Genomic DNA, 13,186 nt, shown 5'->3' with positions numbered 1-13,186 from the left:
AAATTGAAGGAGCTGATGATAAAGTTTATATTGAACTATATCATCAGCTCTTTTTTGTTATATGGTCAGAATATAGTTGGTACATTTTTAAGTGATACACAGTTTGCTAAACATCTCTTAATATAGTATGGATGTAAAAATGTAATTAGAATGGAATTAGGAATTAAATTTCTTAAAGAATTTCAATAATTTCCACCTAAACGAGAATATTTTTTTGAGGGAATCAGCAATAGACAATCTTTTAGAATGTAATAATTTCGTTCCATCATCTATATAAGCTTTAAAAAAATGAATCTTTTTACCGGTTCAGCCAGTATATATATTATTGTTATTATTAAGGAGGAAAAATAAATGAGTATTTTGACAAGATTTAAAGATATTATGGCCAGTAATATAAATGCGTTGTTAGATAAAGCGGAGGATCCCGAAAAGATGATTGATCAATATTTGAGAAATTTGAATCGTGACCTTGGCAATGTGAAAGCTGAGACTGCATCGGTTATGGCTGAAGAGCAAAGGGCAAAACGAGTATTGGCGGAGTGTAAAAGCGATATCGAGAAAATGGAAAAGTATGCAATTAAAGCGTTAGAAGCAGGTAATGAAGATGATGCAAGAAAGTTCCTTGAAAGAAAGACGCAATTGGCCGAAAAACAAACAGCATTCCAATCGGCTTACAATTTGGCTGCATCTAATGCAAGTCAAATGAGACAAATGCATGATAAACTCGTTTCAGACATCAATGAATTAGAAGCAAAAAGAAGCATGTTAAAGGCAAAATGGTCAGTTGCCAAAACACAACAACGACTAAACCAAATCGGTTCGTCGGTCACAGATGCGAACAATACATCATCTGCGTTTGGCAGGATGGAAGATAAAATCAATCGTGCCCTAGATGAAGCAAATGCAATGGCCGAACTAAACAAGAAACCGGAAGACGATCTGGATGAGCTTGCGGATAAATATGAGCAAAAAACGAGTGTAGATGATGAACTCGCTGCACTAAAGGCAAAGTTAAAACAAGATGAATAACAAATTGGCATGTTATTATTAAGGGTGTCATAATATAGAAAATTTATAACGACTCATATTGTATAAAGCTGCAGCAATTAAGTAAACTGCTGCGGCTTTATTAAGTTTATGTGTTGGTTACAGTCAGGAGTGAGAAACATGGTCATTCATTATAAATGCCCGAACTGTGGCGATGATATGTCGTTTGATAGTGAGTCAGGAAAATTAACCTGCCTTTCTTGCGGCAGACAAGATGCGATAGAAAATTTTTCTGATGAATTTATTACAACAACTTTTGAAGAAAATGAAACAAAAGAATATCATTGTGAAAATTGTGGGGCGGTTTTATTAACCGATGCTGATACCGTTGCGACCACATGCAGCTTTTGTGGGGCCGGCGTGGTTATTGCGGAACGGGTTTCAGGAACATTGGCACCTTCATTAGTCATCCCCTTTTCTATTAACAAAGACGAGGCAGTCGCAGCTTTTAAAAAGTGGTGTAAAAATGGATTAGTGACACCAAATGATTTTATGACGGCTGACCGGATCAAAAAATTGACCGGGATGTATGTACCGTTTTGGATGTATGATTTAAATAGTCGTGTCCGTGTTTCCGGGAGTGGAACAAAGGTACGTGAATATACGAGTGGTGATTATATTTATACGGAGACAAGCTATTATCGCATCTTTCGTGATATTAACCTCGACTATATGAAAGTCCCTGTTGATGCTTCTGAGAAAATGGAAGATGGGTTAATGGATAAATTAGAGCCTTACAAGTATGATCAGTTGAAAACATTTAAAACACCTTATTTGGCCGGTTATCTAGCGGAAAAATATAATTACGATGATAAGGCATTACTTCCCCGGGCGAAAACAAAGATTCAAAGTTTTATTGATTCGTATATTCATTCCACCGTATCCGGGTATGCAACGTTTATTCCTGAGCAAAAGGAAATTGAAAGCAAAAAAATGAAAAGTTATTATGTGCTGCTTCCGATTTGGATGGTGACCTATCATTACAGGGGGAAAGATTATATTTTTGCAATGAACGGGCAAACAGGGAAAGTGGTCGGAAAACCGCCAATTAGTCGTGCCAAAGTAGCAGGTTGGTTTGGTGGTATTGCTGCGATCACATTACTTATCTTTAGACTTGTCACCTTTTTCATGGGAGGCGGTCTAATATGAAGAAAAACTTGTTCCTGTTTGCGTTGTTCTTTCTTCTCTCATTCATGGTGGGGGGAAATCATGCTTTTGCTATCAGTCAAAAAATCTATGATCAGGCCGGCCTGTTAACCGATCGGGAAGTGACAAAACTGGAGACTTTAGCAACACAGGTTGGTGAGAAATGGGACACTGATATTTTAATTGTAACTGTCAATGACCCGAATATTGATGTGAAGCAGTATACGGAAGATTTTTACGATGAAAAAATAGACGAACAAGGTTTAGATAAATGGAATGTGGCCATGTTGACAGTAGATATGAACAACAGGGAAGTTTATTTGGCCGGATTTTATAAAGGTAAACTATATTTGAATGATAGTCGATTGGATAACATTCGTGAACAAATTTCTCCTGCGTTGACTGCTGGTAATTACGAACATGCTTTTGAACAATTTATCGCACTTGTTGATGACTATATGGCTGGCGAACCGGCTAATCTATTTCTCCAATGGTGGTTCCAGATTATTATTGCCATTATCATAGGCGGTGTGATTACAGGGACGTTCGTCTATAACAGTGGTGGTCGAGTGACAACAAATAATCGAACCTATTTAAACACGAATACGTCACGCATTTTGGCAAAAAGAGATGATTATATCCGAACAGTTGTGACAAAAACAAGAAAACCGTCGCAAAATTCTAGTGGCGGTGGCATAACGGGTGGTGGACATTCCCATAGCGGTAGTCGTGGCAGTTTTTAACATTGCCAGCGAAAGAATATGTCAATTTTTGGAAAGAAAGGATTGGATGAAATGGCATTTTTCAAAAACCAATTTGCGAATGTTGTAGAATGGGAAGAATTTCGCGACGATATGATTTTTTGGAAGTGGAGCAACCGTGAAATTAAGAAAGGCAGTAAATTAATTATTCGTCCGGGTCAGGATGCAATTTTCTTATATAATGGAAAAATTGAAGGGATTTTTAAAGATGAAGGTGATTACAATATCGAATCGGAAATTATCCCGTTTCTTTCAACTTTAAAAGGATTCAAGTTTGGTTTTAATAGTGGAATACGCATCGAAGTTCTTTTTGTCAATACGAAAGAATTTACGGTAAAATGGGGAACGAAAAACGCCATCAATATCCCGACACCGGGTATGCCGGGGGGGATGCCGATCCGTGCGAATGGTACGTTCCAATTTAAAGTCAATGACTATGTTGCCCTGATTGATAAAATTGCTGGGGTGAAAAGCAGTTATTTTGTGGATGACGTAAAAATTCGGATTACCGCAATCCTAGATCAGCTTTTGATGCGATGGATTTCTAAAGAAGGAAAAGATATGTTCAACTTGCAAGCCAATGCCCATGAAATCGCCAAGGGAATTAAAGATGATTTGGATATGGAAGTTATTGATGATGGTTTGACCATTACCGGCTTTACGATTATGAGTTTTAATTATCCGAAAGAAATCCAAGATATGATTAACAAAAACGCATCTTTTGGCATGGTTGGTGATATGAAGAAATACCAGCAAGTATCGATACTTGACGGGATGTCGTCTGGCAAAACGAGTGGTGGTGGCGCGGCATCGGACGTAGCCGGAATGATGATGGGTATGAATATGGCTAAAGAAATGATAAAAAATATGGAGGGAGACGAGAAAGACGGAGCAAAATCTGTCGAACAAACGCCCCCGCCAACTGACACAGCAAAGAAAGTAAACTTTTGTCCAAATTGCGGCGAGAAAAATACCGGAACGAAATTTTGCCCGAATTGCGGTTATAAATTAGCGTAATAAAGAAAACTCGGTGATCGCCGAGTTTTCCTTTTACGTTTGCTTCCTATGTAAATGGCAATCTTGATATCCTCACCGTATACATTTAAATACAAATTTTGATAATCCCATCATATAATGTCGCTATAATCGGATTACCCACGGTTTGCGTCACGGATTTCACTAGTTAAAGTAAAAAATTATAAATATAGAGAAGGATTTTTCTTGTGAGTAGCGAATATTTATTATGAGCGGTTTTTTATTTTCGTTTTGGTCTATGGAACACAACCTTGAAAAGACAAGGGAATATTCTTCTTCTATAACGATCAGTATGAATCAATTGAAAGAAACTGGAGGTATTACATGAAGTCCAAAATAAAATGGGTGGTAGGACTCACCCTTCCGATGCTTTTCCTAGCAGGATGTACCAGTATAGAGAATTCGAAAAACAACACACAAGAGGCTCCAAAAGAGGTCAAAGCCAATCAAGTTTCCTTGAAGGAGTACACAGATGAAGCGGTACGACTGCGTTCAGAATTTAACAACGCTATCAAAGCCTTTGGAGAGGTACGGCAAGACACAAAGATGGAACCAAAAGAATGGCAAACTGCTTCTCGTGAAAAAGTCAAAGACATTCGGGCGATATTGAATGAATTTCGTCGGATTGCCCCGCCAAACTCTCACAAACAGGTTGGGGAAGAGATTACCATGGCGTTAGATGAATTTGATAAAGGAATGGAATTGTTTGAAGAAGCCATAAAAGATGGTGATGCAAGCAAAGATGCCAAAGCCTTGGAACATATGAAAACGGGACAAGATTATTGGAATCATGCCTACCGACTACTGGCTATTGACAATCCAATTCCTCCTGCAGATGGCGGAGATGGAACGATTAATACGGATGATTTAAAAGAGTTGGACCTAAACGCTGGAATTGACCGAGATAGTGTCCTATTAAATGTATCCAAGGATGGCCGTGAACTCATTGGAAAATGGGGCTTTTATCAGGAAGACGGTTCTCCAAATGTCAGCATTGTGCTGAATAAAGATGGCAGCTATGAGGGATATGGAAATGGAGAGTATCCAAGCAAAGACAATGCGTTAATCGGTACATGGGAATGGAATTATATCCAAGGAGTTATCACATTCCATCATGACAGCAAGTACGTCAATGGAAAAAAACAAGAGCCAAACCGTAAAAAAATGCCGATGGAACTCCAACGGTATAATGAAGAGGGTATTCAACTTTTTGACTTAGAATCGATGACCGCATATAAGTATGAAAAAATCGAAGACAGTGAAATGAAAAATTGATAATCACGGAAAATAGAAAACTAGAGAATGGCAATCATAACCATCCTTTCAAAGGGTGGTTATGATTTTCTTTTAGCCTTTGAAACTTTCGGTCAACAAAAAACGTATATTTAAAAAAGGTTGAGCAAGGGGGAATGGGTATGGTAAATTTTATGTCGAAATTTTCTTTGATTGGGTATATTTAGTTTATTTGAATCGACACCGAATAGTCGGGTTCTTTGGGGTGGATTTCTAAAATATCCGATCTCACAAAATATATTAGAAGATTTCAAAACATTGTCTGAAGAGGAACTTTTAAATCATTACTTCCGCCATAATGGTGAGTGGATGGATTTGAAGAGAAGCTTAATTAAAAAAATGAAGTTGCAAATTGAGGAATCTGAACAGATTAAAGGAGAAAAACCTTTTGCGACAAAGAAGACGCAATCGGAAGCAGAAGTATATCAGTATGCGTTGCTGCCGGCAGTCTATTTTTCGCTTTTTTATGAAAATGAATACGAAAAGGTCATGCATGATGCAATGCCTAGTGAATATTATAAAGCGACACAATACAATAGCGGATCTTTTTGTTCCGGTTTTGCTTGTTATGTGGATAGCGATTCAAAATATTCCGGGCATCACGGTGATTGGGGGGATTCCGGCGGTTCGGGTGACTCTGGTGGTTCCAGTTGCTCCAGCTGTGGTGGCGGGTGTAGCAGTTAAAACAGTAATTGAGAGGATATTTTTTTAATTGGGCAAATAGGTTAAATAAAGTCGTGACATTTCAAAGACTTTACTTAACGATCCGACATATTATTCAATCAAAAAATGTACAAAAAAATTGAACACGGGTGACAAAGTATTCTGTCATATGTTATTATGTAATTAAGGTGGATGTTATGGCAGAAGTGTATAGATACGTGTTCATGCATTGTAAATAACGATGCGCGGTATGAAAATGGAGGAAGAATCCAATGAACAAAAAATTAAATTTATTAAGCAAACTCACGCCTATCCTAAGTATTCTTTTTATCATTACAGGTATCATTTTTGCCATATTGGCTGTTTTAGAACATAATATGTCAGGTTTGATAATGTCATTAGTCCTCATTCTACAATCTGTATTGTTATTCACATATAAGAAATTGTTTACCAACATGGGGTTATAAGATTAGAATTTCAAACTCACGAATTGCCCCAGGCGTAAAAACATCAAAAGAAATTGGTAAAAATAGAGGAGGAGTTATGTGCCGAAACGAACAGGGGAGGAATGTATTTATCAATATATAACCCGCATGGCAGAACAATTTCCTGAGCTCCCTTATATTTTTCAAGATGAGTTTACGCAGGAGCAAGAGATTGCCAGCATGTTTTTTTCAGTGATGAACTTACTTTTTATAAGCGAGAAAAACTGGCGATGGAATTGATTGGTGTTTTGAAGCCTTGTTTGTTGAATCAAACAGTGTTGGAAAGTCGATTATTCAAATCATGATCGGCAGACAACCGGAAGAAACGGGGAAAATTATTCCGTTTCCAAAATAGGTTACGTAAAACCGGTAAAGTTTTTTCCAAAATTGATACAAATGAGTGGAGATGATGAGTGAGTAAATCTGTTTTGGAAAAATAGCAGATGAAAAGGCTGTCCGGGACGTTTCCGCAGGCAGTCTTTATTCTTGAAAACAAGCGGGGAGGGTGGAAGGCAAGGGATTCAGCTTCATAAAAATTTTTTGTATTTATGAATTAACTTGTTTTCCCTAAATTATTGTATTCGAGATGGCGTTCAATTTTTTGTCAAGCATTTGAATTCGGGCTAGCGCGGTGCGTTGGTCAATTTGCCGATAATGATGTTTTCCCCCTGGTTCTTCGTCATCGGTATCCGCTTCGGCAACAACTTTTTGAAGCGGGGTTAATTCAAGACTTCCCTCAGGTAAATAAGAATCTGTATGAAGCAGGATAGCCAGTGCAATTTCCTTCGCATTTTCTAAATCTTCTCCAGAACGGACAAGAAGTTTATGGGCACGAGCAGCACCTTTGATTGCATGGATATCATTTTGTTTGTACATTTGATAATCCCATTTTCCATTTGTATACCATTGATAATGGCCAATATCATGGAGCAAACCTGCCTTTGCCGCTAAATCCGGGTTTACACCTGACTTTATAGCAATATTAAAGGCCTTTTCAGCTACAGTAATCGCATGATCCATACCGGAACGACCGACATATTTTTGAACAATCGGGTGACGGAATAATGTTTCCAATGTAACTTTCCTAGCCATAATAAACCTCCTTTACACCGGTATTTTCCAAATAAATAAAAATATATTGTTATAAACATTAACATCTTTTGTTAGTTTTTGCAATTATTTTATTTGATTAATCAATAATTGTGCATTTTGAAATGGGAGGGTATTGTTGATGTAAAAGAAACTTTGCTTTATGACCTTTAATCGTATTTTAGTTTAACCAAAAAAAGCCCAGGTCCGCCAAGTTGCGGACTTTCTTTTTTTTGATTATTTCCAATTCACCGAAATACCAAATTTAAATTCTCAACATGCAAATGAGCATTTTTGAGAAATGTTTAAGATAAATATGATATAATTACAAACAATTTTAATGGAATAAACAGACACGGGAGGGAATTTATGGAACGTGATAACGCAATCGGTATTTCTTTTACTGCAGGTTCTTATCTATTATGGGGAATACTTCCTATTTACTGGAAATTTTTAAGCGGTGTTCCGGCACTTGAAATACTGGCTCACCGTGTGATTTGGTCGTTTTTTTTCGTCTTAATAATCGTAATCATTTTAAAAAGAAAATTACTTAAGAGCTTTTTCCAAGTGCAAATGAGCAAAAAGAAAACATGGATTGGCTTATTTATCGCATCTCTATTCATAAGCATTAACTGGCTTACATACATTTTTGCCGTGAATGCGAATCACATTGTGGAGGCGAGTTTAGGATATTACATTAATCCGCTGATCTCCGTTTTGCTGGGGGTTTTTGTCTTACGGGAGAAAATTAACCTACTGCAGGCTGTTTCATTTGCCATCGCCGGAATTGGTGTTATTTATATGACGATTACATTTGGCAAATTTCCGTGGATTGCCTTGCTGTTGGCGTTTTCTTTTGGCTTTTACGGATTGTCTAAGAAACTTATAAAGGTAGATTCGATATTAGGCTTGCTATTAGAAACATTATTTGTTTTCCCTTTTGGATTCTTGTTCTTAGTGTATATAACCATGAATGGCCAGGAAAGTTTTTTGACAGGGTCGCCTAAAATTGATTTATTTTTACTAGGTTCGGGGATTGCGACAGCTTTACCGCTGCTACTGTTTGGCATTGGAGCGCAAAAAATTCCGCTATATATGGTCGGCTTTTTTCAATATATCACGCCAACAATTAGTTTACTTCTTGGTGTCCTAATGTATAATGAACCGTTTACAAAGGATCATGCCATTACTTTCACATGTATCTGGCTGGCAATTGTAATATTTACAGTTTCCAATATTCATCAAGGGATAAGAAAAAGAAAAGTAACAACAGCCCCTGTAGTAAGGGGTGTTTCAAAAAGGTAGGTTGTTTTATCAGATTAAAACGGTAAGAACGAAAAATAAGAGCCTTCATCTTTTTGCAATACAAACAAATTGCTGGCTCTTTTAGGTTATAAAGATTCTTGATATTGCTAAAAAAAATCATGATTAAAAAATCCAATTTTAAGATTAGTTTGTTTCATTATTTTCACCTACAATTGTTTAAGTTTAAAAATACCCTTCAAAACACAAAATAAGTTTGATTACAAAAAGGCACCCATTGAAGAAGAAGTAATAATTAAGGGGGTTTACTTAATCATAAGTTCTTTCCGCTTAACAATCTACCCTGATCCTTATAAAGAATGGTATAATTAGGTATGTACATAATTCCAATTTTTGAAAGGGGTAATAATGATGAATCAGGAGCAATTGAAAAGAATGCAGTCAGGAAAAGGCTTTATTGCCGCACTGGATCAGAGTGGCGGCAGTACGCCAAAAGCATTAAAAGCTTACGGCGTTAGTGACGACCGTTATTCAAATGATGAAGAGATGTTTACCATTATACACGAAATGAGAACACGTATTATCAAAAGTCCGGCATTCCACTCCAAACATATTCTCGGTGCCATTCTTTTTGAAAATACAATGGATCGTTATATTGATGGACAATATACAGCTGATTTTCTCTGGGAAAAGAAAGGGATTGTTCCTTTTCTAAAAGTTGACAAAGGTCTTGCTCCACTTAAAGATGGTGTTCAAGTGATGAAACCGATTGACGGATTAGATAACTTATTAAAACGAGCGAATGAACGCAACATATTTGGTACAAAAATGCGCTCATTTATTAAAGAAGCGAATGCAGAAGGAATCAAAACAGTTGTTCAACAACAATTTGACATTGCAAAACAAATTGCTGCGGCCGGACTCGTTCCTATAATCGAACCGGAAGTAGATATTCATGCACAAGATAAAGCAGAATCAGAAAGAATTTTAAAAGAAGAGTTCTTTAAACATTTGGCAAAACTTGACGAGAATGTAAAAGTGATGTTTAAAGTTTCGTTACCAACAGAAGATAATTTTTACAGTGATTTAATTAAAGATCCCCATGTTGTACGGGTCGTTGCACTTTCCGGTGGTTATTCACAAGCTGAAGCAAATAAAATTTTAGGTCGTAACCATGGAATGATTGCCAGCTTCTCCCGGGCATTAACAGAAGGATTATCAGCAAATCAAACTGATGAGGAATTTAACGCAATTTTGGGTAAATCCATTGAAGCAATTGCAGAAGCTTCCAACACATAAATTTTTATGTATGACCTTTTGTCGCTCATCTTTTTTGAATGACAACCAAAAAAGGTTTTTCCGGAAATTTTCAATCAATTACTCCCATCTTAACAGGCAGGCCACCCCCCACCGATTTTCGAGTTTACAAAGAGATATTTGGGGGACGGGCTGCCAGCATGCGTCCGATTGGTTCTTATCCATCAGTGGGGCTGGCAGGCATAATCCGATATATTTCAATGGAGGTTTTTATATGGCTAAAGTATATCAATTAGACTATGAATCACCCATTGGTGTGATAGAAATAACCGGTACTCAAGATGCAATAACATCGATCTTGTTCTCGGAGAAAGATAAAAGGAAGAACTACCCCCAGCCGGAAACACCTTCTGTTCTGATAGAATGCTATAACCAACTGGATGAGTATTTTCAAGGGACACGTTATGAATTTACGATACCTTATCATTTGGAAGGATCTATTTTTCAAAAGAAAGTTTGGCGTGCATTAACGGAAATACCTTATGCTGAAGTGGAGTCTTATAAAGATATCGCTGTGGCCATCGAAAATGAAAAGGCAGTTCGTGCTGTGGGAAGTGCTAATGGAAAAAACAAACTAACCATTGTGATTCCATGTCATCGAGTCATTGGTGCTAATGGAAAATTGACCGGATATGCCGGTGGACTTTGGCGGAAAGAGTGGTTGCTCAGACATGAGAAGAAGCATAAGGAAAATAGTAAAAATTAGTCATTTCCTTTAAAAAAACAATATTAAAAATTTATCCTTGCATTATTTTTAAACGGTTTGTATATACTTAGTATATACAAATTATGCAAAGGATGATAAAATTAAAATGAATAAAGAAAACAAAGGGGAAATCAAGATGACCACAAAAGTGCAAAGATGGGGAAATAGTCTTGCTGTTAGACTTCCGAAAGTTATATTAGACGACTTAAATATTAAAGAAGGTTCAGACATTAGTATTTCTGTAGAAAATAATGCAATCAAAATTATTCCGATAAAGAAAAAACCAACTCTTGAAGAATTAATGTCAAAAATTACTCCTGAAAATAAACATGATGAAGTGAATTGGGGCAAACCAGAAGGTGCTGAAATATGGTAATGAATCAAACACCAGACAGAGGCGATATAGTTTATCTTAATTTCAGTCCTCAATCCGGTCATGAACAGGCAGGACATAGACCGGCTATTGTTTTATCACCCAAATTATTTAACAGTGGAACTTTTGCAGTTGTATGTCCAATCACGACTAAAGAAAAAGGCTATCCTTTCGAAGTTAAAATACCAGATAAATTGAATGTTCAAGGGGTAATTTTAACCGATCAATTAAGGAGTGTTGATTGGCGTTCAAGAAATTTAAAGATTGTGGACCATGTTCCAGATGAAGTTGTTCAGAATTGTCTGGATTTAGTATCCACATTTTTACCTTTTTATTAATTAAATGCGATAAAATCTTTCATATTCTTCTTAACGTATGGTTTAAAGAATTTATAATGGAATTTTGGCAATGCAGTTAGCCTACGTTGAAAAACCGCAAGAAAAAATTAGACGAACGGAACAACACGGTTTTGGACGGAAAGTTGGATAAAGGAAGAGCTGTCTCAAAAGACATCGATTTTGCCTTTTGGACAGCCACAATAGGAATTTAAAAGGTTAAAAGAAAAAATTCTTTACCGTGAAAAATCGAGAAAATAATGAGGCATCTCTACCCATTCTTGTATGTCTGTTCCGATAAGGCTGTAAGCACCTCTTAAACATTTCATCACAGTACCTGGAATGACCATATCTTCTGTAACATTCGTCATGGGCTTTGCAGCAGGCATCGACAGGATTTGTTGGTCGCCCTGGCCCTGAACAACCCGGACCACACCAATTATATCCCGGAAAACAAAATCCTCTTCGCTTGGACTTGTACATCAAATCACCTACTTTTAACAATTTATAATAATTTATGATTGTCATGGTGATTTTGAATGGACGGGTGTAGGGGATACTTTGGTATACATAAAACTATGAGAAGAGAATAGGAAGAATAAAAAGGTCGGTGGAATGGGACTAGACTTCGATTTCTAACTTCAGCCTTTTAAAATGATTAATTTTCATTCGTATCATGTTCCGCCATTTCTCGAATCACTTGAGTCACCTGCATTTTACTTTTACCTATAGTTTCTGATCACTCATCGTTCATAAACTTTTAATTTTACAAAATTTATTATACAATATTATTAGTTGGAAAAATTATACGGAGGTGTTCTTTTTGCTGACATTTGAACATGTATCAAAAATTTATAAAGGACAAAAACGAGCGGTGGATGATTTAAATTTTCAAATAGAAAAAGGTGAATTTATTGTTCTTATCGGACCAAGTGGTTGCGGGAAGACAACAACAATGAAAATGATTAACCGGCTGATTTAACCAACAGAGGGAACAATTTTTCTTAACGGAGAAAATATCATGCAAATGGATCCGGTTAAATTAAGAAGACAAACTGGTTATGTCATTCAGCAAATTGGTTTATTTCCTCATATGACGATCGAACAAAACATTTCTCTTGTCCCGAGATTATTAAAATGGTCGCCTGACAAACAAAGAGAACGTGCAAAAGAATTATTGAGCCTCGTTGATATGACTCCTGATTACCTCAATCGTTACCCTAATGAATTAAGCGGCGGACAACAACAGCGTATTGGTGTACTTAGGGCACTTGCGGCTGATCAACCGTTAATTTTAATGGATGAACCATTTGGTGCTTTAGACCCAATTACAAGAGATTCATTACAAACGGAATTTAAAAAACTACAAAGAAAACTTGGCAAGACGATTGTATTTGTCACACATGACATGGATGAGGCAATCAAACTTGCTGACCGGATTGTCATTATGAAAGACGGTCGAGTTGTCCAATTTGATACACCTGATGAAATACTGCGAAATCCGGCTAATGAATTTGTTGAAGAATTTATTGGTAAAGAGCGGTTATCTCAGGTCCGTCCACATATCCAAACGGTCGATCAAATTATGAACCCGGCTCCTGTAACTGTTACTCCAAACGTTTCTTTAACAGAGGCAATAAAAATTATGAAACAACGGAGGGTTGACTCACTTC

Annotated in this window: 14 protein-coding genes and 2 pseudogenes; 13 read left to right on the top strand and 3 right to left on the bottom strand. The window is 36.8% G+C overall.

The features are described 5' to 3' along the window. Nucleotides 1-351 precede the first annotated feature (351 nt). From BT1A1_RS09260 to BT1A1_RS09225, 7 genes are all read left to right on the top strand, one after another. Entirely contained in the window at nt 352-1,029 is a 678-nt protein-coding gene (locus BT1A1_RS09260; RefSeq protein WP_034770406.1) for a PspA/IM30 family protein, read from the top strand. 138 nt (nt 1,030-1,167) lie between these two features. Further along, a complete protein-coding gene (locus BT1A1_RS09255) occupies nt 1,168-2,196 on the top strand; it encodes a TFIIB-type zinc ribbon-containing protein (protein WP_034770404.1) in 1,029 nt (342 codons plus the stop codon). Beyond that, nucleotides 2,193-2,936, top strand: a complete 744-nt coding sequence (locus BT1A1_RS09250) for a TPM domain-containing protein (RefSeq protein ID WP_034770402.1) — start codon at nt 2,193-2,195, stop codon at nt 2,934-2,936. The genes BT1A1_RS09255 and BT1A1_RS09250 overlap by 4 nt, the downstream gene beginning before the upstream one ends. Before the next feature lie 51 nt (nt 2,937-2,987). Then, nucleotides 2,988-3,971: an SPFH domain-containing protein gene (locus BT1A1_RS09245; RefSeq protein WP_034770412.1), complete on the top strand. Its 984-nt coding sequence runs from the start codon at nt 2,988-2,990 to the stop codon at nt 3,969-3,971. Nucleotides 3,972-4,313: 342 nt separating this feature from the next. After that, nucleotides 4,314-5,264 (top strand): DUF3994 domain-containing protein, encoded by a 951-nt coding sequence (locus BT1A1_RS17420; protein WP_051989084.1) that lies wholly within the window; start codon nt 4,314-4,316, stop codon nt 5,262-5,264. A 171-nt stretch (nt 5,265-5,435) separates the two neighbouring features. Beyond that, a complete protein-coding gene (locus tag BT1A1_RS09235) occupies nt 5,436-5,966 on the top strand; it encodes a hypothetical protein (RefSeq protein ID WP_051989083.1) in 531 nt (176 codons plus the stop codon). Between the two features lie 524 nt (nt 5,967-6,490). After that, nucleotides 6,491-6,670: a hypothetical protein gene (locus BT1A1_RS09225; RefSeq protein ID WP_034770399.1), complete on the top strand. Its 180-nt coding sequence runs from the start codon at nt 6,491-6,493 to the stop codon at nt 6,668-6,670. Between the two features lie 327 nt (nt 6,671-6,997). Here BT1A1_RS09225 and BT1A1_RS09220 read toward each other — a convergent pair whose 3' ends face one another. Then, complete coding sequence (locus tag BT1A1_RS09220) at nt 6,998-7,522, bottom strand: HD domain-containing protein (protein WP_034770398.1); 525 nt, start codon at nt 7,520-7,522, stop codon at nt 6,998-7,000. A 366-nt stretch (nt 7,523-7,888) separates the two neighbouring features. On the opposite strand from BT1A1_RS09220, the gene rarD reads away from it, so the two are divergent. From rarD to BT1A1_RS09195, 5 genes are all read left to right on the top strand, one after another. Next, complete coding sequence (rarD, locus tag BT1A1_RS09215) at nt 7,889-8,824, top strand: EamA family transporter RarD (protein WP_051989082.1); 936 nt, start codon at nt 7,889-7,891, stop codon at nt 8,822-8,824. A gap of 369 nt (nt 8,825-9,193) precedes the next feature. Then, on the top strand, nt 9,194-10,081 hold the full coding sequence (locus tag BT1A1_RS09210) for a fructose bisphosphate aldolase (protein ID WP_034770396.1): 888 nt from the start codon (nt 9,194-9,196) through the stop codon (nt 10,079-10,081). A 232-nt stretch (nt 10,082-10,313) separates the two neighbouring features. Beyond that, nucleotides 10,314-10,805: a methylated-DNA--[protein]-cysteine S-methyltransferase gene (locus BT1A1_RS09205; RefSeq protein WP_034770394.1), complete on the top strand. Its 492-nt coding sequence runs from the start codon at nt 10,314-10,316 to the stop codon at nt 10,803-10,805. A gap of 100 nt (nt 10,806-10,905) precedes the next feature. Then, a complete protein-coding gene (locus tag BT1A1_RS09200; RefSeq protein ID WP_034770392.1) occupies nt 10,906-11,181 on the top strand; it encodes an AbrB/MazE/SpoVT family DNA-binding domain-containing protein in 276 nt (91 codons plus the stop codon). Beyond that, nucleotides 11,175-11,516: a type II toxin-antitoxin system PemK/MazF family toxin gene (locus BT1A1_RS09195; protein WP_396122133.1), complete on the top strand. Its 342-nt coding sequence runs from the start codon at nt 11,175-11,177 to the stop codon at nt 11,514-11,516. The genes BT1A1_RS09200 and BT1A1_RS09195 overlap by 7 nt, the downstream gene beginning before the upstream one ends. A 233-nt stretch (nt 11,517-11,749) precedes the next feature. Here BT1A1_RS09195 and BT1A1_RS19585 read toward each other — a convergent pair whose 3' ends face one another. Beyond that, on the bottom strand, nt 11,750-11,884 hold the full coding sequence (locus BT1A1_RS19585; RefSeq protein WP_309240451.1) for a hypothetical protein: 135 nt from the start codon (nt 11,882-11,884) through the stop codon (nt 11,750-11,752). A 25-nt stretch (nt 11,885-11,909) separates the two neighbouring features. Further along, nucleotides 11,910-11,996: pseudogene (locus tag BT1A1_RS19580) on the bottom strand (Parvovirus coat protein VP1-like protein); the annotation flags it as partial. Between the two features lie 340 nt (nt 11,997-12,336). Between BT1A1_RS19580 and BT1A1_RS09185 the strand changes: the two are divergent. After that, a pseudogene (locus tag BT1A1_RS09185) lies at nt 12,337-13,186 on the top strand (ABC transporter ATP-binding protein); the annotation flags it as partial.

This window comes from Caldibacillus thermoamylovorans (genome assembly GCF_000751775.1).
GTDB classification, from domain to species: domain Bacteria; phylum Bacillota; class Bacilli; order Bacillales; family Caldibacillaceae; genus Caldifermentibacillus; species Caldifermentibacillus hisashii.
The sequence above is the reverse complement of the archived record's forward strand: the minus strand, read 5'-3'. Positions and strand labels throughout refer to the sequence as shown.

Excerpts from the sequence above, each read along its gene's own strand:
- BT1A1_RS09260 (WP_034770406.1), top strand. The coding sequence starts at position 352 with ATGAGTATTTTGACAAGATTTAAAGATATTATGGCCAGTAATATAAAT.
- BT1A1_RS09255 (WP_034770404.1), top strand. The coding sequence starts at position 1,168 with ATGGTCATTCATTATAAATGCCCGAACTGTGGCGATGATATGTCGTTT.
- BT1A1_RS09250 (WP_034770402.1), top strand. The coding sequence starts at position 2,193 with ATGAAGAAAAACTTGTTCCTGTTTGCGTTGTTCTTTCTTCTCTCATTC.
- BT1A1_RS09245 (WP_034770412.1), top strand. The coding sequence starts at position 2,988 with ATGGCATTTTTCAAAAACCAATTTGCGAATGTTGTAGAATGGGAAGAA.
- BT1A1_RS17420 (WP_051989084.1), top strand. The coding sequence starts at position 4,314 with ATGAAGTCCAAAATAAAATGGGTGGTAGGACTCACCCTTCCGATGCTT.
- BT1A1_RS09220 (WP_034770398.1), bottom strand. The coding sequence starts at position 7,522 with ATGGCTAGGAAAGTTACATTGGAAACATTATTCCGTCACCCGATTGTT.
- rarD (WP_051989082.1), top strand. The coding sequence starts at position 7,889 with ATGGAACGTGATAACGCAATCGGTATTTCTTTTACTGCAGGTTCTTAT.
- BT1A1_RS09210 (WP_034770396.1), top strand. The coding sequence starts at position 9,194 with ATGAATCAGGAGCAATTGAAAAGAATGCAGTCAGGAAAAGGCTTTATT.
- BT1A1_RS09205 (WP_034770394.1), top strand. The coding sequence starts at position 10,314 with ATGGCTAAAGTATATCAATTAGACTATGAATCACCCATTGGTGTGATA.
- BT1A1_RS09195 (WP_396122133.1), top strand. The coding sequence starts at position 11,175 with ATGGTAATGAATCAAACACCAGACAGAGGCGATATAGTTTATCTTAAT.
- BT1A1_RS19585 (WP_309240451.1), bottom strand. The coding sequence starts at position 11,884 with ATGACGAATGTTACAGAAGATATGGTCATTCCAGGTACTGTGATGAAA.